General features: G+C 39.7%; 23 protein-coding genes. 6 read left to right on the top strand and 17 right to left on the bottom strand.

From position 1 onward, the window contains the following. Positions 1-7: 7 nt before the first annotated feature. From ahcY to psb32, 6 genes are all read right to left on the bottom strand, one after another. Positions 8-1285 carry an adenosylhomocysteinase gene (ahcY, locus tag NMK36_RS25865; protein WP_254174966.1) on the bottom strand — a complete coding sequence of 426 codons (1278 nt, stop codon included), beginning with the start codon at positions 1283-1285 and terminating at the stop codon, positions 8-10. A 190-nt stretch (positions 1286-1475) separates the two neighbouring features. After that, positions 1476-2384 (bottom strand): DNA cytosine methyltransferase, encoded by a 909-nt coding sequence (locus NMK36_RS25860; protein WP_072717844.1) that lies wholly within the window; start codon positions 2382-2384, stop codon positions 1476-1478. 2 nt (positions 2385-2386) lie between these two features. Continuing rightward, positions 2387-2992: an SRPBCC family protein gene (locus NMK36_RS25855; RefSeq protein ID WP_072717845.1), complete on the bottom strand. Its 606-nt coding sequence runs from the start codon at positions 2990-2992 to the stop codon at positions 2387-2389. Positions 2993-3162: 170 nt separating this feature from the next. After that, entirely contained in the window at positions 3163-3432 is a 270-nt protein-coding gene (locus NMK36_RS25850) for a hypothetical protein (RefSeq protein ID WP_245824181.1), read from the bottom strand. Between the two features lie 182 nt (positions 3433-3614). Beyond that, on the bottom strand, positions 3615-4646 hold the full coding sequence (gene obgE / locus NMK36_RS25845; protein ID WP_254174965.1) for a GTPase ObgE: 1032 nt from the start codon (positions 4644-4646) through the stop codon (positions 3615-3617). A 77-nt stretch (positions 4647-4723) separates the two neighbouring features. Further along, positions 4724-5446 (bottom strand): photosystem II repair protein Psb32, encoded by a 723-nt coding sequence (gene psb32 / locus NMK36_RS25840; RefSeq protein WP_072717847.1) that lies wholly within the window; start codon positions 5444-5446, stop codon positions 4724-4726. 122 nt (positions 5447-5568) lie between these two features. Between psb32 and NMK36_RS25835 the strand changes: the two genes are divergently transcribed. Together NMK36_RS25835 and NMK36_RS25830 are read left to right on the top strand one after the other, a co-directional pair. Continuing rightward, a complete protein-coding gene (locus NMK36_RS25835; RefSeq protein ID WP_254174964.1) occupies positions 5569-7233 on the top strand; it encodes an ABC transporter ATP-binding protein in 1665 nt (554 codons plus the stop codon). Between the two features lie 3 nt (positions 7234-7236). After that, positions 7237-8388, top strand: a complete 1152-nt coding sequence (locus NMK36_RS25830) for an FAD-dependent oxidoreductase (protein ID WP_072717849.1) — start codon at positions 7237-7239, stop codon at positions 8386-8388. A 76-nt stretch (positions 8389-8464) separates the two neighbouring features. Here the strand turns inward: NMK36_RS25830 and galE are convergent, their stop codons facing one another. The 6 genes from galE to petB all read right to left on the bottom strand — a co-directional run bounded on the left by galE (position 8465) and on the right by petB (position 15269). Continuing rightward, positions 8465-9463 carry a UDP-glucose 4-epimerase GalE gene (gene galE, locus NMK36_RS25825; RefSeq protein WP_072717850.1) on the bottom strand — a complete coding sequence of 333 codons (999 nt, stop codon included), beginning with the start codon at positions 9461-9463 and terminating at the stop codon, positions 8465-8467. Positions 9464-9500: 37 nt separating this feature from the next. Further along, positions 9501-9881: a hypothetical protein gene (locus NMK36_RS25820; protein ID WP_072717851.1), complete on the bottom strand. Its 381-nt coding sequence runs from the start codon at positions 9879-9881 to the stop codon at positions 9501-9503. A 173-nt stretch (positions 9882-10054) separates the two neighbouring features. Further along, positions 10055-11770 (bottom strand): group II intron reverse transcriptase/maturase, encoded by a 1716-nt coding sequence (gene ltrA, locus NMK36_RS25815; RefSeq protein ID WP_367997175.1) that lies wholly within the window; start codon positions 11768-11770, stop codon positions 10055-10057. 723 nt (positions 11771-12493) lie between these two features. Next, positions 12494-13687: a glycosyltransferase gene (locus NMK36_RS25810; RefSeq protein WP_254174963.1), complete on the bottom strand. Its 1194-nt coding sequence runs from the start codon at positions 13685-13687 to the stop codon at positions 12494-12496. A 247-nt stretch (positions 13688-13934) separates the two neighbouring features. Then, the gene (gene petD, locus NMK36_RS25805) at positions 13935-14414 is read right to left on the bottom strand and encodes a cytochrome b6-f complex subunit IV (RefSeq protein ID WP_072717853.1); all 480 of its coding nucleotides are present in this window, start codon (positions 14412-14414) and stop codon (positions 13935-13937) included. A 186-nt stretch (positions 14415-14600) separates the two neighbouring features. After that, complete coding sequence (gene petB / locus NMK36_RS25800) at positions 14601-15269, bottom strand: cytochrome b6 (RefSeq protein WP_072717854.1); 669 nt, start codon at positions 15267-15269, stop codon at positions 14601-14603. 782 nt (positions 15270-16051) lie between these two features. On the opposite strand from petB, the gene ctpA reads away from it, so the two are divergent. The 4 genes from ctpA to NMK36_RS25780 all read left to right on the top strand — a co-directional run bounded on the left by ctpA (position 16052) and on the right by NMK36_RS25780 (position 20145). Beyond that, positions 16052-17290: a carboxyl-terminal processing protease CtpA gene (gene ctpA / locus NMK36_RS25795; RefSeq protein ID WP_254174962.1), complete on the top strand. Its 1239-nt coding sequence runs from the start codon at positions 16052-16054 to the stop codon at positions 17288-17290. Between the two features lie 78 nt (positions 17291-17368). Further along, a complete protein-coding gene (locus NMK36_RS25790) occupies positions 17369-18808 on the top strand; it encodes a dihydrolipoyl dehydrogenase family protein (RefSeq protein WP_254174961.1) in 1440 nt (479 codons plus the stop codon). A 116-nt stretch (positions 18809-18924) separates the two neighbouring features. Continuing rightward, on the top strand, positions 18925-19401 hold the full coding sequence (locus NMK36_RS25785; RefSeq protein ID WP_245824182.1) for a pentapeptide repeat-containing protein: 477 nt from the start codon (positions 18925-18927) through the stop codon (positions 19399-19401). 90 nt (positions 19402-19491) lie between these two features. Continuing rightward, positions 19492-20145, top strand: coding sequence for an HAD family hydrolase (locus tag NMK36_RS25780; protein ID WP_254174960.1), 654 nt, complete (start codon positions 19492-19494; stop codon positions 20143-20145). 133 nt (positions 20146-20278) lie between these two features. Here the strand turns inward: NMK36_RS25780 and NMK36_RS25775 are convergent, their stop codons facing one another. The 5 genes from NMK36_RS25775 to NMK36_RS25755 are packed head-to-tail and all read right to left on the bottom strand — an operon-like array spanning position 20279 to position 25181. Beyond that, positions 20279-21349 (bottom strand): hypothetical protein, encoded by a 1071-nt coding sequence (locus NMK36_RS25775; RefSeq protein ID WP_254174959.1) that lies wholly within the window; start codon positions 21347-21349, stop codon positions 20279-20281. A gap of 1 nt (position 21350) precedes the next feature. Then, on the bottom strand, positions 21351-23012 hold the full coding sequence (locus NMK36_RS25770) for a restriction system-associated AAA family ATPase (protein WP_254174958.1): 1662 nt from the start codon (positions 23010-23012) through the stop codon (positions 21351-21353). Continuing rightward, positions 23009-24556, bottom strand: coding sequence for a restriction endonuclease subunit S (locus NMK36_RS25765; protein ID WP_254174957.1), 1548 nt, complete (start codon positions 24554-24556; stop codon positions 23009-23011). Before NMK36_RS25765 ends, NMK36_RS25770 begins: the two co-directional genes overlap by 4 nt. Beyond that, complete coding sequence (gene vapC / locus NMK36_RS25760; RefSeq protein ID WP_254174956.1) at positions 24553-24960, bottom strand: type II toxin-antitoxin system tRNA(fMet)-specific endonuclease VapC; 408 nt, start codon at positions 24958-24960, stop codon at positions 24553-24555. Before vapC ends, NMK36_RS25765 begins: the two co-directional genes overlap by 4 nt. Beyond that, positions 24957-25181, bottom strand: a complete 225-nt coding sequence (locus NMK36_RS25755; RefSeq protein ID WP_072717862.1) for a hypothetical protein — start codon at positions 25179-25181, stop codon at positions 24957-24959. The genes vapC and NMK36_RS25755 overlap by 4 nt, the downstream gene beginning before the upstream one ends. Positions 25182-25184: the final 3 nt, after the last annotated feature.

The following is a 25184-nucleotide window of genomic DNA, read 5'->3' as shown; positions in this document are numbered from 1 at the left end:
ACTTAATTTATGTTCCTGATGTCCAAGAGTTGATATACTCAATTTGTTCGGCGGTGAGGCTATCAATTTTAATCCCCATTGCCACCAGTTTCAAACGCGCAATTTCTTCATCAACATCCTTGGGAATGGAATGAATACCTGCTTCTAATTCGCCTTTATTTTTGACTAAATATTCACAAGCTAAAGCTTGGTTGGCGAAACTCATATCCATCACCGCACTCGGATGTCCTTCGGCGGCGGCTAAGTTAATTAAACGACCTTCTCCTAACACAACAACGGATTTACCTGTGTTGAGTTTATATTCTTGGGTGAAGTTACGAACTTCTTTAATTTCCGTTGATTTAGCGGCTAAGGTTTTCAGGTCAATTTCAATATCAAAGTGACCCGAATTACACACCATGGCGCCATCTTTCATCACATCAAAATGTTCACCGCGAATAACGTGCTTATTCCCTGTAACGGTAATAAAAATATCGCCCAGAGGTGCAGCTTCTTCCATAGGCATCACGCGGAAACCATCCATCACCGCTTCAATGGCGCGAACAGAGTCAATTTCCGTTACAATCACATTAGCACCTAAACCCCGTGCCCGCAGTGCTGTACCTTTTCCGCACCAACCATAACCCGCAACGACAATATTTTTACCCGCTAACAAAACGTTAGTGGCGCGGATAATTCCATCTAAAGTTGATTGACCTGTGCCATAACGGTTATCAAAGAAATGTTTGGTATCAGCATCATTAACGTTCATGGCGGGGAAGGTTAACACGCCATCTCTTAACATCGCTTTTAAACGCACAATTCCGGTTGTGGTTTCTTCCGTTGTGCCAATAATATCTTGAATTTGATCTTGACGTTCTTGAATTAAGGTCGCCACCACATCACTACCATCATCAATAATAATATTAGGACGATGATCTAAAGCTTTCTGTACATGACGAGTATAGGTTTCGGCGTCTTCCCCTTTAATGGCATAAACCGGAATTCCGTAGTCAACAACTAAACTCGCTGCAACATCATCCTGAGTAGACAAAGGGTTACTGGCAATTAACACCGCATCGGCACCACCCAATTTTAAAGCAATGGCTAAATGAGCGGTTTCTGTTGTAACGTGGCAACAGGCGGCTAACCGCAGACCTGCAAAGGGTTTTTCTTGGGCAAAGCGTTCTTGAATCAAGCGCAGCACAGGCATTTCACGTCCTGCCCATTCAATGCGTTGTTTTCCTTTCGGCGCGAGAGAGGGGTCTTTAATTTCGTAGTTTGTACGGACAGTTGTTGCAGTCATGTAGTTGTTTCCTAGACAGACAAATCGTTTCCAGTTTCAAGAGGATGCTAAACTTGAGCACCCTGTTGCTGACGTCCCTATGCAACGGAGGGTTCCTCGTCAGAATTCGCACAATTGTTGCAATTTATTAACATAAAGCCTAGCGCGAAAGGTGTCATTCGGCCATAGGTGACATCCAGAAACCGGGTTTCTATTGATTTAACAAACAATTCAACACAAAAACCACACAAGGAACGGTCACACTATTCCCAATTAACCGACGAGCAGTTGAATAGGAAGTAACCATTTTAAACTCATCGGGAAACCCTTGCAAACGTAGCATTTCTCGCTCCGTTAACCGTCGTTGTCCATTCACTAATAAATAATTATAGGATGCTCCGGCTCTTAAGGCACAAGAATAAGGATAAGCACTAATATGACCTGCTTTATTTTCGTGCCAAATTGTAGGTTCAGTATCGATTTTTCCTTGATATTTTACTAAACGATTGTTACGAATTTTTTCAGAGGCATAATAAAAGTCTGAAACTTGCGGTTCTAAAATATCGCTTAAGGGTTTCATCGGTATTTTTTGAATATCCCATTGAAAGGGTAACGGTTGCCGATAACCGACAATAAAAATCCGTTCTCGTTTTTGGGGTAATCCAAAATCTAAAGCATTTAACACTTTATATTCAACAGTATAACCCAATTCTTCTAAAACTTCAATAATAGCTTTTAAGGTTTTCCCTTGGTTATGTCCAACTAATTGTTTAACGTTTTCTAAGATAAAGTAATTAGGTTTTTTACACGCTAAAATTCGAGCAATGTCAAAAAACAATGTTCCTCTGGTATCTTCAAATCCTTTAAGCTGTCCACAAATACTAAAGGGTTGACAAGGAAACCCCGCTAATAAAATATCATGATTAGGAATATCCTCAGCTTTAATTTGGGTAATATCTCCGGCGGGTTGTTCCCCGAAATTCATCTGATAGATGTTTTGAGCATCAGAATCAATATCGCAAGAAAAAACACAGACTGGCTTAATATTCCCAGGTCTTAAGGCTTGATTAATAGCAATTCTAAATCCACCAATTCCACAAAACAAATCAATATATCTCATTGCTAATTACGACGTTCAGATTCTTTTTTAATCGCCTCCAGAGTATTTTTTAAGCTACTTTCATAAACATTATAAAATAAGGTTCGGCTTGGAGTTGAACCTGGTTCAACATTAACTTGATGTAGAATTCTGACTTGTTTTGCAGAAATGGGTTCAATTTTCCAACTTCCTTCTAACCCTTTCAAATCTCCTTCAAGTAGTTTAAAATCAATTTCTTTAGGATAGGTTTCAGTAGCAGATATACGCAATCTTGTTGTTTGATCAAAAACAAAGGCTTGTATTTTATACACCTGTTCAAAAATTTTTTGATTTCCTTGAGATTTTAATAAATGGCTACTAATCACATTCGGTAAAAAATGATAAAAATTATTATAATCTGTTAATACTTTCCAACTGGTATCTGCCGAACTATTAACAATAATTTGAGCTTTATATTGTCCATTTTTTCCGGTTAAACTTGCCCCTTGAGATTGACTAGCAATTACGGCGGAAGGAACCCATTCCGCTAGAGTCAGAGGACTATTGATTAGAGTTAGACTTAAACCAACCGCAGCAACCCATGTTGTTAGAAATTTCTGAGGTTTTTGGAGATCAAACTTAAAAGCCATGGGTGAGTTACTGCGATGTAAAATCGCGTTTAGAATAAATGTTAACTAGATAGATTATAACAAATTTCTATTATTCTTACAGTGTCTAGTAGCTTTATGATCCAGAAAGAAATGCACCCTCAACTCAATTAATTATTAATCGTGAACAAAATGTTAGCTGAGATGGTTCTTCAGTATTGACAAACATAGACTAACATCTGTTGAGTTGCATTACTTTGGGGCGAATAAGTGGTATCATATTCTAGGACATACCAAGTATTGTTATTACAATTTGCGGCTGCATGAAGGGTTTCATTTCCAATGGTATAAATAAATCGCTTTCCTTCTTTTCCCGCATAAATACTATCTGCGTCAACGGAAATGTCTTCTCCGGTATCTGCTTTCCCCATATAAACCCAATTCTCAGCTAGGGCTGGATAGACAGCAGTAAAAAGGCTCATAATGCCGCTGACTAAGATGCTAACTCTCGCTTTATTCATCAGTTTTCCTTTTGTGGTTAAACTGTCTGTATAATAGCTGAACAATAGAAAGGTTTGACTAAATTTTATATAAAATTAACCTTTACATCTTTTAATTCAGCCTTTATTATTGTTAATATATCAAGTTGATAGTCCGATTAAAACTAACTGACTTCTAACTGATTTTTCTCTACAGCCGAGAGTTGATCTAACTGTTGCCAAACCTCTTGTAATAAGGTATCTAAACCCATTCCAGCTACCGCAGAAATCATGAAAATAGGGCTTTGATGGAATTGTTGCAATTGGGAAACCAGTGCTTGAATTTCCTCACTGTCTACATCCACCGCATCCACTTTATTAAATGCGACAATTTGAGGACGTTCTCCTAATCCTCTACCATAAGCTTTTAATTCCTCTTGAATGGTATGATAATTTTCAATCGGATTACTATCGGTAATATCAATTAAATGCAATAATACGCGAGTTCGTTCAATATGGCGTAAAAATTCATACCCTAAACCTGCCCCTAAATGAGCACCTTCAATTAACCCCGGAATATCCGCAAATACTGTTCCATCTCCCGTGGGTTTTCTCACCACTCCCAAGTTAGGAATTAAGGTGGTAAAGGGATAATCCGCAATTTTAGGACGGGCAGCCGATAACGCCGAAATCAAGGTGGATTTTCCGGCATTGGGTAAACCAATAATTCCAACTTCTGCTAATAATTTTAATTCTAATCTTAACCGTCGATTTTCTCCTTCTAAACCGGGTAAAGCGTATTCTGGAGCGCGATTTCGATTACTTAAAAAGTATTTATTTCCTAACCCTCCTTTTCCCCCGGCTGCAACACAAAGCTGTTGATTTTTTTCTACTAAATCCCCTAACATCTCATCAGTATTGGCATCATAAACAACGGTTCCCAATGGCACTTGAATCAAACGATCTTCTCCATTCGCCCCCGTCATATTTTTAGGGCCACCTCGTGTACCATGACCCGCTTGAAATTTATGATTATATTGAAAATCTAGCAAGGTTTGTAAATGTTCAACGGCGACTAATATTACTGAACCCCCTTTCCCACCATTGCCACCCGCAGGCCCCCCAGCCGGAACATATTTTTCCCGTCGAAAGGCAACAACTCCATCGCCTCCTTTTCCGCCTTCGACTTCAATTTCAACTTGATCAATAAATTGCATTTTATTTTTAGATAAATTTAGATAGGAAGTTAAACTGATAACTGATAACTGATAACTGATAACTGATAACTGAATTATTAGCTGCGATTTCCTTGGAAATAATAATAGGTTGCCATGGGAACAACCGTTGCTACGATTAACAGAACCACAACAATAATTGTAGCACTGGTATCGTTGGTTTCTTCGGCGGATTTAAAGGTACTGTCAACGTTAATATTATCTTCTTCTATGGGTGCACCTGGATCAGGTTCTCCTGATAATACAGTCGCAATACGATCGCTGGCTGCAATAAACGCTTCATTATATTTATCTCCTTTACGAAGGGGATATTTTAAGGTGTCTTGGGCGACGCTTTCAGCAATTTCATTCGTTAATAAGGATTGGGTTTTTTCTCCGGTTTTAATTGCACTATTATTGTTGATTGTATCCAAAACTAACAAGGTTTGATTTGCAGCCGTTTCTGGCGTTGGAAACCATTTTTTAAACACTTGTTCAGCAAAACTATCAATAGTTTCTCCATAATCTAAACGATGAACCGTTAAAAATCGAACTTCATAGCCTGTTTTTTTTGCTAAGTCCGATAAGGTATTATTTAAACGTCCTTCCGTACTCCGGCTGAGAACGTCATCCATTTCCACAACCCAAGTATCACTAGGCGAGGATAACGCCGGAACTTGATAAACCCCTGTTGCTAAAGCTGGAGTTGTCCAAAATCCAACGATAACCGTTAAAAATAGGGAAATCATGAATCCCGGTAATAAGTTTCCCCAATTTAATCTTGTTTTAAGCTGTTGTATCATTGTCAAAATTGATGATATAAGTGCAGGGTTCCCCATATTAATTATACAAGACAATGGTTGTCCGTTGTCCCTTGTGAGTGAACTCTCAACCACCACCGGCCAACACTATCCCCAGTAACCTTATGCCAAGTTTGTTTGATGTTGAACATTTGAGGGTTGCTTATCCCCACTCCCGAACGCCGCAAAGTTGGGCTGTGAATGATGTCTCCTTTTCCCTACAACCGGGAGAACGTCTAGGACTTGTGGGAGAGTCCGGTTGTGGGAAATCCACCATTGGGCGGGCGGTGATGCGGTTGTTACCCACCACCAGCCAAATTGAAGGACAAGTGAGATTTGAAGGACAACCCGTGTTTGATATGGATGCAAAACGGTTGCGTCAGTTTCGCGGGGAAGCTGTGGCTTTAGTTTTTCAAGATCCCATGACTCGCCTTGACCCGTTGATGACCATTGGTGATCATTGTTTAGAAACGTTAAAAGCCCATCGTCCGCAATTATTCAATTCTCAAGCTAAAAATCAAGCTTTAGAAATATTAGAAGCGGTGAAAATTCCTGCAAATCGTTGGTCACAATATCCCCATGAATTTAGTGGCGGAATGCGTCAACGGGTAGCGATCGCTTTAGCTTTATTATTAGATCCCAAATTAATCGTTGCGGATGAACCGACCACCAGTTTAGATGTTACCGTTTCGGCTCAAATTTTAAAGGAATTAACTCGACTGTGTGAACAACGGGGAACCGCTATTTTATTAATTTCCCATGATTTAGCAATGGTTGGAGAATATTGCCATAAAATCGCCGTCATGTACCAAGGAAAAATGGTAGAAATGGGAGCATCTCAAACGGTTTTTCAATCTCCCCAACATCCCTACACCCAATCTTTATTAAAATCGGCGTTACATTTACAGGATATTGAAAATAAAGAAGCAAATCCGACTTTGGAAACGCCTGGTTCCTCTTCTCAACCTTTATTATCCCTGAAAAATGTACAACAATATTATACCCTAGAATCAAGCTTTTTACAACAATTGTTTTCCAAGCAAAAGAAATCCGTAATTAAAGCTGTTGATGGAATCAATTTAGAATTATATCCAGGGGAAATATTAGGTTTAGTCGGAGAGTCGGGTTGTGGAAAAAGTACCCTCTCCCGAACGATTTTACAACTGATTCGCGCCACTAACGGCAGTGTTGAATTTTTAGGCACTGATTTAACTCAATTATCCCGTGAACAGGTACGAAAATATCGCCGTCAAATGCAAATGGTGTTTCAAGATCCCCATGCTTGTTTAAATCCCATGATGACCGTTGGTGAAAGTATTGCTGACCCGCTTTTAATTCATCAATTAGCAACACCAGAGGAGGCAAAAACACAAGTTTTAACCATGTTAGATCGGGTAGGATTAACACCTACTGAGGAATATTATCAACGCTATCCAGGGGAATTATCCGGTGGACAACAACAACGAGTTGCGATCGCGAGAGCCTTAATGACTCATCCAAAATTATTAATTTGTGATGAACCTGTCAGTATGTTAGATGCCAGTGTTCAAGCTCAAGTTTTAGAATTAATGTTAGAATTAAAACAAGAGTTTAATTTAACCTATTTATTTATTACCCATGATTTGTGGGTAGCGAGGTTTTTATGCGATCGCATTGCGGTGATGAATGGAGGTAAAATTGTTGAATTAGGGGCAACAGAAGACATCTTTACTAATCCTCAACATCCCTATACCCAAACTTTATTATCGGCTGTTCCTTCCCTTTCTAAATTAGAGCAGGAAATAATTTAAAAGATGAAAAAATTAGTCTTAATTGGTGGAGGACATAGCCATGCGATCGCCCTGAAAAAATGGGGGATTAATCCTTTATCAGAAGTTGAATTAACCTTAATTACCAATGTTGTTAAAACTCCTTATTCAGGAATGTTACCCGGTTATATTGCCGGGTTTTATACCTTTGAGCAATGTCATATTGATTTACCATCCTTAGCTGAATTTGCTCAAGCCAAACTTTATATTGATCAAGCCATTAATTTAGATTTAGAAAAAAATCTAGTGATTTGTGAAAATCATTCTCCTATTCCCTTTGATCTTGTATCTATTGATATTGGAAGTACCCCCGCAACCTTAACCATTCCCGGCGCAATAGAACATACTATTGCTGTTAAACCCATCTCCAAATTTTTGCAATATTGGCAGCAGTTAGTTGATGAAATTCAGCAAAATCCTGAACAAAAAATCCGGTTAGCCATTATTGGGGGAGGTGCGGGAGGAGTAGAATTAGCGTTTAATATTCATCGTCATCTCACGCAAATTTATCAACAAGCCAATCAACCTTTAAATCAGTTAGAATTACATCTGATACATCAAGGTGAACGCTTATTATCTGAACGTCACCCGTCCTTAAGTCAAAAAGTAGAAACTTTGCTGAAAAAGCTTCAGATTAATTTACACTTAAATCAAACCGTTGATCAAGTTGAAGCAACTGAAAATTCTATTAAAAAAATTAGCTGTAAATCAGGATTAACCTTAGACTGCGATCGCATTTTTTGGGTAACACAAGCATCAGCATCCCCTTGGTTAAAACAAACCGATCTAGCAACCAATGAACAAGGATTTATTCGAGTCAATGATAACTTACAATCTATTTCCCATCCCCAAGTTTTCGCCGCCGGAGATATCGCCACAATGGTTAATTATCCCCGACCCAAAGCCGGAGTTTTTGCAGTTCGTCAAGGTCAACCCTTATTAGAAAATTTAAAACGAAGTTTACAAGAAAAACCCCTCAAACCCTTTATCCCTCAACAGGAATTTTTAATTTTAATTGGTACAGGAGATCGAAAAGCGATCGCCTCTAAGGGATGGTTTAATATAGGGCCGAATTCGTTATTATGGCGATGGAAAGATTATATTGATCAAAAGTTTATAAAACAGTTTAAAACCTAAATTAAAAGTAGAGACGTGCCTGGGCGGAGCCATGCCGTAGGCTTTTGGCGCGTCTCTACAGTAGCGCTATACAAGATTAACTGTGTCGTTTTTGATGCCAATTCCAAGCGTGGCTTATCATATTTTCAAGATCAGGATATTGAGGATTCCACCCTAATATTTTGCGAGCTTTTTCTCCACTTCCAACTAAACTGGGTGGATCTCCAGGACGGCGATCGCATTCAACCGCTTTAATTTCTTTTCCAGTAACTTTTCTCGCAGTTTCAATCACCTCTTTAACAGAAAATCCATTTCCATTCCCTAAATTAAACACATTTGTTTTTCCCCCTTCTAATAAATATTCTAACCCTAAAATATGGGCGGTTGCTAAATCAGAGACATGAATATAATCCCGAATACAAGTTCCATCCGGTGTGGGATAATCTGTTCCAAAAATAGAAATAGAATCTCGTTTTCCTAATGCCACTAATAACGTTAAAGGAATTAAATGGGTTTCAGGATTATGATCTTCTCCTAATAATCCGTCTGGATCTGCTCCAGCCGCATTAAAATAACGGAATCGCACAGATTTGAAATCATAAGCGACATCAAAATCTGCTAAAATCCGTTCTACCATTAATTTAGTCGCTCCATAGGGATTAATCGGATTTTGGGGATGGTCTTCAGGAATTGGAACAACATCAGGAACCCCATAGGTGGCGCAGGTGGAAGAAAACACAAATTTATTAATTCCAGCCTCTTTCATCGCTTCTAATAGCGTTAACGTTCCAATCACATTATTGCGATAATATTTATCTGGGTGGGTGACTGATTCCCCGACATAAGCATAAGCCGAAAAGTGCATAACCGCATCAATTTTTCGGCTGGAAAATAAGTCATCCAGCAACGGACGATCATTAGTATCCCCAATAATTAATTCAGTTTTTAAGACCGTTTCTACTAAATCTTGATGTCCATAAACTAAATTATCGAGAATAATGACATCATAACCCGAACGTTGCAGCGCTAGAACAGCATGGGAACCAATATAACCCGCTCCTCCGGTGACTAAAATAGTGGTTCTCTCTTCAGCCATAAATTTATTCTCCTCTGTTGTCTTCAATGAATTTAATTTACTCTTCTAGCTGTTGAACGGAAACATCAACCGCTTTCACATCAATAGTTCCTGGGGGTGTTAACCGACTAAAATGTCCCTCCTCAACTTTTAGCAGTTCTCCACAGTTTGGACATTGACATTGGGTGGCATTCAAAGCGGGAAATTCATGGCTACAAACGGGACATTGACCTTGAATGAGATTACGTTTTAACCACCACTGGACACCCCAGATCAACAAAATAGGAGTAATGACAATCACGGCAATTAAAATTAGAACACCCTTGACTAACCAGCCTAGACCAATGGAGATCAGAATGCCAATTACAGCTAATGTCATGAGCCAGTTACTCAAACCTGAAAATTTGATTTGTAGAGTTCTGAACCGCTCTTGGTTCACAGCTATCTCCTTAATTATTCAAGCCAGAATACATCTGATGGAAATCTTAAAAGGTTAATGTTGACATCATCTTTATTAGGGGTCGATGAGGGCTTTACAACCCTCACCTCCCATTCAGAACCGTGCTTGCGACTTTCACCGCACACGGCTCCTAGTCTAGTTGACTGTTATCATCAGAACATCTGGTTTATGATTGAGTTGTAAGACCCATCAGTTGCCGTTTTGATATCGTGACAATGGCGATGTAATAGTTGCAGGTTCTTATATTCGTTTTTCCCGCCTAAAGATGTAGGATGAATATGGTCGATTTCTACAACATCTTCTGGGGTAAAATATTGTCCACAGAAGTTACATTTACCTTTTTGCTTTTTGAGCAAAGTTGCTACTCTTTTAGGTACATCAAAAGATGTTCCTTTTCTTGTACTCCAGTAAGTCCAGTTTCCATCATAAGGTGATGCGTCAGGTCTTACAGTTACATGGCGGGTGATAGGTATTTCTGCATGGGTTAGTAGTTTATACCCGTCTTTGGTTTCAAAACTCCATGCCCTATTCTCGTTTTTTCTGAAGTAGTTTTTCAGTTTTTTGTAACTTGCTTTACCGCATCGGCTGACTGTCCATGCTCTTAATCTTTGCCATGTAACATAGTCTAATGAGGAGAATGTTTCTTTGGAAACAACTTTGGAATGGTAGTTACACCATCCTCTTATGACTGGGTTTAGGTTTTTGATTAATGCGTGTTGGGGTGCAGTTTTGTGGGTTTTAATTACTTCCTTCACCTTATCCGAGTGAGCTTTGATTGATTTCTTACTAGGTTTGATTAAGGTTTTAAAACCTAATAATTTGGGTTTTTGACTTCCGGTTTTACTAGAATGGTGTTTACCAACTGGATATTGCCGGAAGTTCCAGCCTAGAAAGTCGAATCCTGGTTTTACCTTTTCGCCGTTTATTTCGATTTCTCTTAATGTGTGGCAAATTCGGGTTTTGGCTGGTTTCAGTTCTAATCCGATAGGTTTTAACCATTCTTCGATTTCAATCATGCACTGTTGAATAATTTCTAATTGTGGACTTACCACGATGAAATCATCGGCATATCTAATGACTAGGGCTTGAACACGGTATTTCTTTTTTGGAAATTTATGTTCAATTAGTCTAATCATTCCATCCAGTGCGATGTTAGCGAGTAGAGGACTGATAACACCTCCTTGTGGTGTACCTGCCTCGGTTGCCTCAAATATGCCGTTGTCCATTACTCCAGCTTTCAACCATTGTCTGATTTGGGCTTTTATTATTGATGGACAATCAATTTTGGACAGTAGGTAATCATGATTAATCTGGTCGAAGCATTTTGAGATGTCAGCATCTAGGATGTAATATTCCCCTTGTTTGATGCTATGGAAGACTCGTGACATTGCGTCATGGGCAGAGCGTCCGGGTCTAAACCCGTAGCTTTCACCCTCAAATCTGGCTTCCCATTGTGGCTCTAATGCAGATTTCACCAAGGCTTGCCTTACTCTGTCGTTTATAGTTGGAATTCCTAGAGGTCTTTCCTCACCGTTGGGTTTGGGTATCCATTTCCTTCGGAGTGGTTTTGCCTTTTGGTATTTATTCAAGTTTTGGGCAAGTTCTAATCGTTGTTTGGGTGTGATGGATTTAACCCCATCTATCCCGGATGTCTTCTTGCCTTGATTATCTTGAGTTACCCTTCTAATTGCTAAGAGTTTGGCGTAATATGACTTGACTAGAAGTTTTTGGAGCTTCCGAGCTTTTGCATTTTGTCCCGATAATGATGCCTGGTAAATTCTCTTTTGCAGCTTAAATACTACCCGTTGAACTTTCGCCCAATTGATAGTATTCCATGCAGTCGTAGTCTTGGTTATACTCGTTTTCACCGTTTTAACTGCTAATTAAAACCTTACCTAACAACTAAACCGGACTCCATGGGCATATCTTAAACATTACGTTTAAGCATTAGCTTCAGAATCCATCTCTCGCCCTCATAACATACGCTTTAGATTTGTAGCTACCTAACAGTATTCGACCTCTGTAGGAGTATACGAGGGGTTTTAACGTTCCTTGGAAATGGGTTTATTGCCTTTAGAATCATCCTATCCGCCGAGGTACTTTTGGGAGTCTTAGTAAGTGTTGAACTGAAATACTTACCTTTTATAGAAGTATCGTTGAAACTTCCATCTTTTCCCTTTGTTCTTTTGAACGCAGCGTAATCAAGTCAATTTCGCTACTTTATTATAACGACGGTTCAAGTCGGATGTTCACTTTCGTTATTCTTGGGCAATTGGCTAGAGAAATTACTTAGGTATTTGACTTATATCCGATTCCCCTTTACTCCCAGCTTCAGTGTTTTGATAATCAGTCTGACACTGTGGGAATTGCCGTATCTCTTTGGAATGGGCTACCGTACTTTATTGTTCGGAAAGCCGCACCATTGACTCCGAGATTGACCTTCCTTTAGGGTCACATTTCCAAAGTTAAGACAGGTTTTGATTGGATTTATTGTTGGGTTTGAATGCCCTTCTATCAATTGTCTACACCTATCTCCCTGCTTACGTTTGGGGTTTATCCCTAGACTTTGACAGGAACGTTTCGCACCAATTCTATAATAATACTACTTTTTGTTGGAGCAACTGTTGGACTCGGTTTTGAAACGCGGGTTTGCCAAAACTAGCTAAACTTTGCTGACGTAACCAAGGCCCATTGCAGCGTTGATCTTCACCCTTGAGCAGTTCAATGCAAGCTTGAGCAACGGCATCTACATCCCGATGAGGCACTTGCCAGCCTAATTTACCGTCCTGTAACGGATCAGCCGAACCATCGCTATCCCCAGCAATAACGGGTTTTTCACAAGCCATAGCCTCTAAATAAACAATTCCAAACCCTTCTTGAGACGGCATCACATAACCATCACAGACCCGATAATGATCGACTAATTCTTCCGTGGGAACAAACCCCGCAAATACAACGCGATCGCTAACCCCTAAATCTTGAGCTAACTGTTGGAGTCTGGGTTGGTCATCCCCTCGACCAATGACTAAATATTTAACATCGGGAAACACTTGAGCAATTTGGGATAAGGCGCGAATAGTGACATCGACTCCTTTATAGGGATCACCTTTCCACAGTCGGGCAACGGTCATTAACACCCGTGCATCTTGTAACCCATACCGTTCAATCAAGTGCTGCGGTTTGGGGCCGGGAGTAAAGTGTTCCCCATTGACCATACAAGGTAACATTTCAAACTGCTTAGGATTGAGGTGATTGGCAAGACACGCTTGATCTCGACTATAGCGGCTAATTGTCCAAATTTGATCAGCGTTTTGGAGTGCGTTTTGATACTTCTGCGGTAAAGGTTCCCACACTTCTTTGCCATAGGTTAAGACGGTGTAGGGAATTCCTAACGGTTGGCAGATGGTTTGTACCAAGTGGGATAAATTAATATGGCCACATAACACGCGCTCAGGCCGTTCTTGGAGTAAATCTAGGAGTAAAGCTTTTGCTAATTGCAAGCGTCCCCAGGTGGGAAATTGGGATTTAAAATATTGAAATTTAAACAAACTTGATGGGGTTTCTAAAGGGTTAAAAGATTCAGGAGAATCGCGTAAAATTAAAACATAACTCTCTGGATTAATAGGCTGTTTTGAAGGTTCATAAAGTTGATAAAAATCTTGATAAGCCGTTAAGATATCTTTAACATAGGATTGAATTCCACCTTCACAAGAAAAAACGGCTAAAAAGCACCAAGTTAAACGAGAATGAGTTTGTCCTAGTTTGGGGTGTTTCTGTAATAGCATAGCTGGGTTTCAAAAATAATATTTTTTTTAGGCACAAAATCCAAAATTGCAAGCTAATCTGGTTCCAAATCAACGGTTTTGTACGCTCTGGGCGTAACACCCTGGATCAATAAGTTATAGCAACCCCTGTTTATCTGTTTACAAAAAACGATACCTGTGATAGTCCCCAAGATTTAGCCTAGCACGCTATCCTAGTAAACTCACAGGTATCCGTAAAGATTTTGAAATAATGGGAAAATCCGTCGGTTTAGAAACCTAACGTTAAAGACTTGTCGATGGGAAGGGCGGCGCCAATTCCTAACCACAGCGTTACTAACGTTCCAAATAAGAAAACCGCACTTGCGACAGGACGACGGAAGGGGTTTTGGAATTTGTTAACACTTTCAATGAAAGGAACAGCAATTAAGCCCACAGGAATCGAAGACATTAACATGATTCCTAAGAGTTTATTGGGAACCACCCGTAAAATTTGGAAAGTCGGCCAGAGATACCATTCCGGCAGAATTTCTAACGGCGTAGCGAAGGGATTAGAGGGTTCTCCCACCATTGCCGGGTCAAGAACAGACAGGGCAACGATTAAACCGAAAGACCCCAGAATCACCACCGGGAACGTATATAACAAGTCATTGGGCCAAGCAGGTTCACCATAGTAGTTGTGACCCATGCCTTTAGCCAATTTAGCACGAAGAACAGGATCACTAAGATCCGGCTTTTTTAAGATGGACATGATTAAAAGTGCGCTCCTTTTTTGAGGAATCTAGCAAATCGTTGCTGGTTTTTCATTGTTGCTGCAACGCTCTAAATTCAGTGTAGCAAGGGCTACTCCCAAACCCGAAACTTGAGATTTTGGATTTTAGATTTTGGATTAAAAATCAAAGGAGTAGCTGAAAAACCTCAGCCCTAAGCCTTGTATTTACAGGGGGCCAGAAATGCCTTGCTTCCGAATCATCAGGAAGTGGGCTAACATAAAAACGGCAATCAGCCAAGGCAGCACAAAGGTATGTAAGCTGTAGAAACGGCTGAGGGTGCTTTGACCTACGGCAGTACCGCCGCGCATCAGTTCCACAATGGTAGAACCGACAACGGGAATGGCTTCAGGAACCCCAGATACAATTTTCACAGCCCAATAACCCACTTGATCCCAAGGCAGAGAATAACCCGTTACCCCAAAGGAAACGGTGATCACGGCTAAAACCACACCCGTGATCCAAGTTAATTCACGGGGCTTTTTGAAACCCCCGGTCAGATACACGCGGAAAACGTGCAGGATCATCATTAACACCATCATGCTGGCAGACCAGCGATGGATAGACCGAATTAACCAACCAAAGCTTACATCCGTCATAATGTACTGAACGGAGTTGAAAGCTTCGGTGACGGTCGGTTTGTAATAGAACGTCATCGCGAATCCAGTGGCAAACTGGATTAAAAAGCAAACTAAAGTAATTCCACCCAAGCAATAGAAGATGTTGACATGAGGGGGGACATACTTACTTGTAATGTCATCCTCAAGGGCTTGGATTTCCAGCCGTTCATCAAACCACTTAAAGGTCTGAGAGTCTTTTATTCCCTTAGAAAACATGAAGCTAGAATTCCTAACAATGAATTGCTTTGACACTCCCACCCCTAAAGAAGGTGAGATTCTTTAAAGATTTCACTTCAAATATCCCTACAAATAGGGTTCTTGGGCGCAATCCTTTTGCTATAAAAGCGGTCTGCTATCCTTATCTTTCAATAAGCTCCTCAAGCGTTTAGGGTTGCTCCCCTGGTTTCGACGAGTCCCGCCGTACCTTATTTTGAGCTTAACAGATAAGATATTTGAAAGTGGCTTTAGCCACAATGCCTATCCCAACCCCTGAAGGGGTGGGCTTGCAGCACGATCAAATTCTGTTAGCTATTGTTTTGCTTTCAGGAACCTACGATAATCAGCAAAATATTTGATCATCTGTCCTGTACTTGCTTTATCCCGATGGTGTTGCCACTGATCAGTTCACAAGCCTTGACGAACTCAAGCAAAGTCCGAAACGCAATGGCATGATAGAGATGCGTTTAAGTCTCTAGGATTGATATCCTCCGCCGATTATCGGGGGATTCCTGACTCTGAGAAATTTGGCTTACAATCAACCATCACCCAGAGGAACAGGGGGTTCGGTTTTCATCCGATTGACAGCTTAGGCTAAAAGCCCGGTGTGTTCTCCCCTCCGATCAAAAATGTAACATAACTTTAACTCAATTTTCACGAAAGTCGGGAATCAACATTTGATGCTGAGAGTCCCTAACGGTCTTGGTTTAAAATCAAGTGGTCAAGGTTCCCCAGGGGTTGATCTCGAACCCGAATATTAAAATAGCGATTGAATCACCACCATGTACAAGCGAGTTTTTCAGATAGCCTCTCTCATTATTCTGCAAATTACCTTAGTCTGGATCACTTGGGTCACTCCGGTTTCGGCGTTGACTGAAGACCAAAAGATTTTTAGCGAAAGTTGGCGAATTATTAATCGCGCTTATATTGATGAGAGCTTCAACCATCAAAATTGGTGGTCTATCCGCGAGAAATGGATGCGACAACCCTTCAAAAACCGGGAGGAGACCTATCAAGCCATTGAGAAAATGTTAGCTACCCTGGATGACCCCTTTACTCGTCTGTTACGACCGGATCAATATCGCAGTCTACAAGTTAATACCTCTGGGGAACTCATGGGAGTGGGGCTACAAATTGCCTTAGATTCAGAAACAGGGGGTTTAACAGTAATTGCTCCGTTAGAAGGTTCTCCGGCTGAACAAGCAGGAATTCAACCCCGTGATCGCATTTTGAAAATTGATGGGTTGCCCACTGCTAATTTAACCTTAGATGAATCTGCGGCTCGGATGCGAGGGCCAATCGGTAGCCGGGTGACATTAACGGTATTGCGGGATGGTAACACCGTTGCAGAAGATTTGGTTTTAATTCGCGATCGCATTGCTCTTAACCCCGTCACCGCAGAATTACGGTCAGATTTGGGAGAAACGCCTCTAGGTTATATTCGTTTAAGTCAATTTAGTGCTAATGCAACGGAAGAAGTCGCCCATGCCATTCAAGCTTTAGAAAAAAAAGGAGCAAAAGCTTATATTTTAGACTTAAGAAATAATCCAGGGGGATTATTACAATCGGGGATAGAAATTGCTCGTCTTTGGTTAGATGAAGGCACGATTGTTTATACCGTAAATCGTCAGGGGGTTCTAGGGAGTTTTGAAGCGGTAGGTTCAGCCTTAACCCACGCTCCTTTAGTGGTTTTAGTCAACCCAGGAACGGCGAGTGCCAGTGAAATTTTAGCCGGAGCTTTACACGATAATCATCGGGCTGTTTTAGTAGGAGAAAAAACCTTTGGAAAAGGGTTAATTCAATCTCTATTTGATTTATCCGATGGGTCAGGATTAGCGGTTACGGTTGCCAAGTATGAAACACCCAATCATACAGATATTAATAAGTTGGGGATTATGCCGGATCGGGTTATTCCAGCAGAATCTTTACTGCTTCGCAGTCAAGTCGCAACTGCATCAGATCAACAATATCAAGCGGCTTTGGAATTATTGTCCTCTCAATTTATGATTGCCAAAAACTGATTAGATTACGGGAATGGAGAACAAGGAAAAGGGTTTTATTGGATTCTAAAATGCCGTTTAAATGCTCATTAGCTGACTATGTTAGATTATGATTTGGTGATTTTAGGAGGAAGTTTAACGGGACGCTATGCTGCTTTATTAGCGTCTCAAATGCAGGCGCGGGTCGCTTTAGTTGAGCCGAAAGAACTCACTTTAACACCAGAATATCAAGGGTTATTTCCGATTGCAGCTTCTATCCAAAGTCAACATCAAGTTTTCCTCAGCAAGAAAGCGGATTCTGAGATTAATTTTAAGGGCAAAACAATAAAACGGTGGTTAGATTTAGTCAGAGCTAACCAGACAGAAATTTATTCCCCACAACGGTTAGCCACTGGGGGAATTGATGTGATTGTGGGTGAAGGAGAATTTATTGAGTCTCCGCGTTTGAGATTTAGCGTTAATAACCGAGTTTTGCGATCGCGAAATTATTTATTAGCCTTAGCACCCCAACCGAAAATCCCTGCTATTGAAGGGTTATTATCCACAGGATTTATAACCCCCAATACCCTCGATTTGTTTTTACAAAAACAGCCGAATTTGTCGGAAACGGTTGCCCAACGATTAGCAATTATTGGTGGCGATCCCGCAGGGGTTGAGTTGGCTCAGGTGTTCACTCGTTTAGGAGTGGAGGTAATTCTAGTAGTGGAAGGAACGCAAATTTTAGCTCAAGAAGAGCCAGAAGCGGTACAGTTAATTCAAGGAAAATTAGAAGCGGAAGGGGTAAAAATTTTAACTCAAACTCCAGTCATTCAAGTTAAAAAAATTGAGGATAAAAAATGGATTCAAGCGGGAAATACCGCCCTAGAAGTTGATGAAATTCTCCTAGCTTGTGGGTCTAAAATAGATTTAGAACCCTGGAATTTTAGCTTGATTAACGTTAAATTTAAAAACAATCATTTATGGGTTAATGAAAAATTACAAACCACAAATCCTAGAATTTATGGTTGTGGAGAGATTTTAGGAGGGTATTCCTTTGAACATATCGCCCAATATGAAGCTCAAATTGCCCTCAAAAATGCCTTATACTGGCCCAGGTTTACGGTCAATTATCAAAGCATTCCTTGGGCTATTTTTTCCCACCCGCAATTTGCCAGAGTTGGGTTCACAGAAACCCAAGCAAAAAATCGGTATGGAACTCAGGTTATTGTTGAACGACAATCACTCAAACAGATCACTCAAGCTCAAATTTGGGGAGAAACAACGGGATTTTGTAAACTCGTTGGCTTGTCTAATGGTAAACTATTGGGGGCTACGGTGGTGGGTTCTCAAGCGAGTGAGTTAATTCATACCCTTGCTTTAGCAATTCGTCAAGGGGTAAACTTGAAAACGTTAGCAGAATGTCCTGCTATTTTACCGACGTTTTCCGAAGTTTATCATCAAAGTGCGATCGCCTGGATTAATCAACGTCGTCGTCAAAATACAGTATTATTTGATTGGATTGAGAATTTATTTCATTGGCGACGATATTGGGGAAATTAAGTCTGAAAATGTTTAGAATCAGATCTCAGCAAATGCAAAAATTAAATTCTACTTTTTTATCAATGTTTTCAATTTCAAAATTTAGATCTCTACGGTTGATAAATGGATATCAATCCTTGGCATTCATCAGTTTAGCTATCCTAATTTTAACGGTTTCTGGTTGTCAAAAACCAGTGGCTCAAGTACAGTTAAGTCAAGATCAAGAATGTTTTGGATGTGATTTTAAAGGTAAAAGCTTACAAGGGCAGAATTTAGAAGGAGCTAAACTTAATAATTCTAACTTCAGTCAAGCAGATTTGAAAGGAGTTAATCTCAAAGGGGCGTTGTTAGATAGTGTAGATTTTACAGGAGCTAATTTAACGGGTGCTGATTTAAGTGGAACTGCTTTAACTCAAGCTAATTTAACCAATGCTAATTTGAGTCAAGCTAATCTTACAGGGGCATTTATTCGAGGTGCTAAACTCAATAATGCTAAACTCAATGATGCTAATTTTAAAGAGGCTGATTTGAATTCAGCAGACTTAACGGGAGCTAATACAAAAGGAGCTAATTTTCAAGGGGCAATTATGCCGGATGGCACGATTCAAAAGTAACCTCAAAAACAGAAATCGGGTTTTTATCTCTAATTATCTGTATAATTTATTAGTTAGGTTAAAATCCCGGTTTCTATACCCTATTTAATTATGCTTAAAGCAATTTTATTTGATTTAGATGGAACTCTTACTAATACTGACCCCTTTCACTATCAAACCTGGGCAAATGTTTTAGCAACTTATCAAATTACAATTGATTCAAGCTTTTATAAAACTCATATTAGTGGCAAAACAAACGCTGAAATAGTCAAGGATATATTTCCTCATTTTTCCGCAAAAGAAGGATTAAAATTAGCTAATTTAAAAGAATCAAAATTTAGAGAATTAGCTGTTAATTTAGAACCCTTAGAGGGATTAAACGATTTTTTGTATTGGGTTAAAAAACAATCTTTTAAAACAGGTTTAGTAACGAATGCGCCCCGTGAAAATACAGATTTTATGCTGAAAATGCTGAATCTATCCGATTATTTTGATCAAGTTATTTTATCCGATGAAATTGGAATCGGAAAACCCGATCCGGCTCCTTATCAATATTGTTTAAATCAATTAAATATTCTAGCAGAAGAAGCGATCGCCTTTGAAGATTCTCCATCTGGAATTCGTTCTGCAATTGCTGCGGGAATTGAAACCATTGGGGTTGCTTCCACCCATGAACCTAAAATTTTAACAGATTTAGGGGTGGCATTGGTGATTGAGGATTTTAACAATTCAGCTTTGGGGGCATATCTCCAAAAAATTGAATAAAATCCTAATAATGTTGAGCTTAAGTTAGATTTTCTATCTGTTCAAGCTCAACATTATTAAGGCTTACAGGGTAGTATTTTCGTACAGCTTCGTTCCAATTCCCCTTAGTCATAAAAGAGGAATAAGCTCAAATTTAGCTAAGGTTTACACCATTTACAACATTTATAATTAATTTAATGAGCCGTTGATCACCTTTTTGACAGTGGACATCTAACATTCTAAATACAGCAGCTTTCAAAAAGGCCCTATCTTTAAATTCATTACTCTCTTGAAAACTTATATAGTTTTTAAGTTCCCTGAGCAATTCTTCTGTAGAAGTAGGTACAGGTTGACGAGATCTACAATAAGATCCAAATTCTCCCAGATAGGATTGAAATTTGGGATCTAGGACATCTCTTTTATATCGTTCTCGAATGTGGAATACATCATCCCAAGTAGTCACTTCTTCAGCATTCAAGCTAAAATCAATTTCCCATTTGGGTAGTGGTTCTCCAGTCTTTCCAGTTGTTCCACCAAAAGGCTGACTGTTATTCAAAGAAATCGTAACTGTTTGATGATTATAAGGATCAAATGACTTGCGCCTTGTGCGATTATCTGTCATAAGAATATCTTGATCACGCTTATAACCCGAATTACATTTATTTCCCATTGGAACAAGGTTGCGTAAATTTGCAGCCGCAAAAGGATACTTATTTTTTAATAGGTAGTGATCTAATGCTTCACGGACTGCACCTGGTGCATCAAAATCTTCACATCCACAGAAAGGACAGGTCTGACCAGAAATCTTATCATAAATTATTCTATACTGTTCATCACGAATTTCTAAATCCGTAAGAAGTGAAAATGCAAATTCAAAAAGATCTTTTACTGGCTTCTGAATAGCAGTTGGCAGATCATTAATAGTCTCACACTCACCTTGGCAGGATAGCAGGTGAGGAATGTCATTCTGATCCTTGAATGTCTGCAAAACTCGAGATTGCTGTTTAGGAGTAAGTTTTACGATTACTTTATGGTAAGCATTCAAACGCTTCTGAAGCCCTTTACGGCTTTTTAATCTCTTTCTATATCGTTCTGGAACTATCTCTGGCCAGTCTGGTAGTGGTTTTCCTGTTTCTATGTAAGTATGAATTAATTGCAGAATTTCACCTAAGCACTCGTGCAACCAATTTTGTTCTATCGCCTCAATTGGATAACCAAAAAGCATCCTAAACTCCGTCCTTATTTGTTACTTGTCGAAGACGATCTGCAAGAAATGCCTTCTGTACAGAATTTCCCAGACTTTTAATTCCTGCTTTAATTTCGTCAGGATTCTCACTATTCATCAGTTTTTTAATCTTATCACGAGAAATTTGTGAGATTGGTGGAGAAATATCAAAGCATTCTTCAATAATTGTGTCGAATGTAGCACCAAATGTTTCAACATCGGGATTTCTAATTTGGATTTTCTGTTCTTCGTCCTTGCTAAAGATGAAAACTTTGTCTCTTTGCATATCAGAAGGGATGAAGGGTGCGTGTGTTGTTAATAAGCAGTCTTGTCTAGCTGCTTTAGAGGTTTCTCTGCGATTGCCATCTTTTGTATGCAAATCAAGTATACGGGAGATGAATTTTACCCGCCATTGTGGATTGAAATGTGATTCAGGTTCATCCAGTAGAAACAGTATATTAGGAGATGACAACATACAAAATGTGCCAAGAAGCTGACCCATTTGGTGTTCTCCATCGGAAAGGGATACATAATCTACTTCCTGATCATCTATTTCTTCATTAGTCTTTTGCTTACGAAACATAACTCGTTCAAATCGAAAAACTTTATCCTCATCTGGCGGTTCAGGGAGGCGCGATGCAAATCTTCTGGTTTTTTTATCCCTTTTAAATCGATCACGCACACCTTTTGGGAGTGCCAAATCATTCAACATTGCAAGTTTGTGAAATGATGAATAAAGATCAAGCGCATTTCTCCAGAATGAACTGAATGCAGTTCTCGTTTCTTGGTTAATCCAATAATCAAATATATAAGTTTCTGTCTTGTCATCGTATGTATAGCAGGTAGCACATTGCTGAAGCTGATCAATATAAATCTCAAGTTCCTCAGTCAGTTGTATGCCCTTGCGTCCAGTTTGCTGTTTAATATTTGCCTGAGCTTTTGGAGCGGCAGAATGAGCAAGTTGGATAATACAACGAAAGGAGTGCAAGTCTTGCAATCTTGCTTCTTTTAACAATGCCTCTCGTTGTGAAACATCACCGAGTAGAAGATTTGCTACGAGAACTTCAAGATGTGTTTCATAGTCAATCAGCATTAAACGAGTATCAGGAATCGGTTTATTTTGGGTTGCTACGTTTAAGGCTTCGCGTGCTACCTCATCTGCATATCCACTGCGGCTCACAAGGAAGGGTAGACTGAGCGTTTCATTATCGCCTGATGTATAGCCAACGATCTTGGAAGGTAGGAAGGCATGAGTTTCAGGAGCTTTTGGATCGCAATCTATCCAATCATATTCGTCTTCATCTCTTCTCTGAATTAGAAGCGATGGAGGTTTTCTACTTCCACTACTTCGTTGCCTTGATATACGGATGCGAACAGGGATTTCATCCTCTTCTGGATAAATAAAGTATTCAATCTCGAATTGCAGATCGGGATTACTTTCACCTCGTTCTTCTTTACTGATACAAACATGAAACACGGACTGAAATATCTCTGCTATGACTTGCAAAAACTGAGATTTCCCGGCTCCATTCGGCCCAATAAGACATAGAGGGTCAAAGGAAGAATAGTCGTCATTAAATTGGCTTCGCAGTCTTACATCAAGACCATCAAGCAGACCACCACAGGTTTTAGCAGAAATGATATGAACTCGTAAAAGTTTCATTGGTTTCCTCGAACAAAGCGAATTGATTTTGCTTTTCGGTCAAAGATTTGCGAGATAATTGGTTCAGGTTCACTCAGCAAGGAAAATAGGATATCTTTGAGCAAATCATAATTACCAGAAATTTTTTCATACAATTCATCAAATGAGAAAGTGTCTTGTGGCCATTGATCAATTACCTCTTTAACTGATACTTTAGTAATCTTCATAGTTGGCTTACTCTTAAAAGTTCTCTTGGGTTGAGCAGCTTGCTCGGCTCGTTTTGCTTGAATGTGTTCTAGCAAAACTGTTGCTGGTTCTTCACTGGGATCTTGTGGTACTAACTCGCCGCGAAATGCTTTAGATAACAAAGCAGACGTTATTTGTTCAACTTGCTTACAAGCGTTTTGGTAACGAACTTCAATGTGGTTTGCATAGGTAAAAAATTTGTTAAGACGGTGAATAACTTCTTGTTGCTCATCTATTGGTGGCAGAACAATCATAAATTCTCTTAGCCCTGATAGTGGAATTGTTTTTTGGGCTGTTCCTGTTGCCACAGCTATAGCTTGCCTCTTTATGTCCTCTGTACACAGTGAATAGAAAAGAAACTTACTGAGTATACGAGATGAATCTGGCTTTAATATGGCAATATGACGCTGAAAAGTAAACTTTTCGCTCGTGTTTACCAGGGCGGGGATCGCAATTGAACCTGTTACAGAAAACAATATGTCCCCAACTTCTGGTTTTCGCGAGTCTTTCAGTTCCTCAAAATATGAATGTGGAACAAAACGGGTTACTTTATCTAGATTCAAGCGTTTATCATTGATAGCTGCAATAGTAATAAATGGTAGGCCATCCTTTACTTGAGGTGGCGCTTGATGGTCACCATCAGTAATTGACAAGCATATTTCACTCAATGTTACATTTTGCCATTCCGTTAAATCACTTGTTATACGCCAATCTTTTGTTAACTCTCCCGATATTGCAGCAGTAATAACAGCTTGTCGAAAACGTTCGAGAATATAAGATACACGCTCCAAGCGATCGCGACACGCATCAATCCGTGCAAGCAATGAATCGAGCTTATCGGCAATTCGCTTTTGTTCTTTTCGTGGTGCTACTGGAATCTGATGTGCTTTCAGAATAGTTTGGCTAATGTTTTTTTGAGCAACTCCTTGTCCTTGTATAACTAATTTATCCCTAGAGTATTTGAGCGCATGGAATAAATAACGTAGTTCAATAATTTCTTGATCTGGTATACAAAATGCGATTGCTTGATTTGTTGCACACTCAATTTCAGTGATGCCAAGTTTACCGATAGAACCATACATAGCAATTAACAAAGTGTTTGGGGGTAGCAGTTTGGCTGAACTATTGAGAAGCCCCTCTTCAGTAATATAAGTTCGAGCATGAGTTACAACCCCGTCAGTTAAATCACCAATTACAAGCCACGGAATAGTTCCACCTGAGTAAAATCGAGAATCTGTTCTTTTTGGGGTACCTCCACTGCCCCAAGTGCCAAGCTCTTCAAGTGCAACTTTAGCCCATCCATTTGGCAATTCACTCACTGCTCAACCTCCCAATCTTCAACTTGCAACCCCTCAACACGCCGGAACTCTTGTGTATTGTGTGTTACCAGGGTTAAATTATTTGCTAAGGCGATCGCAGCAATTTGTAAATCATAAGCTCCAATCGGTGTTCCTTTAATTTCTAACTGCGATCGGATCACTCCAAAAGTTGTAGCGGCGAGATCATCAAAGGGGAGCGAGACAAACTGCTCCAAGAAAGCTTGCTGTAGAGCAAAATTTCGTTCGGGATTAGCACTTTTCATTGCTCCAAAACAGAGTTCTGCCTTAACAATTGAACATACCACTATCTCCTGAATCGCAACTGACTCAAGTTTCTGCTTTAAGTTTAAATTTCTGCCTTTCAAATAAATAATACAGAGATTTGTATCAAGAAGATATTTCATTCCAGGGGTTCGCGTTCAGGTTGTTCGTTTTGAGGATGTCTAATAAAGGAGTCGTCCTGAATACATCCGTAAAACTGTGAAAGCGGTGTTGCTTCCATTGGTTTAGGTAGGCTAGTTTGATAGACAATGATCACCTCGATATCCATATTCTGTACATCAGGCAAGCGAACTTTCAAAAAACCATCACTACCGATATGAGATTTTAACTTGATGCTGTGCATAAT

The organism is Planktothrix pseudagardhii (assembly GCF_904830925.1).
GTDB classification, from domain to species: domain Bacteria; phylum Cyanobacteriota; class Cyanobacteriia; order Cyanobacteriales; family Microcoleaceae; genus Planktothrix; species Planktothrix tepida.
Note: the sequence above shows the minus strand (reverse complement) of the source record. Positions and strands in the feature narration are given on the sequence as shown.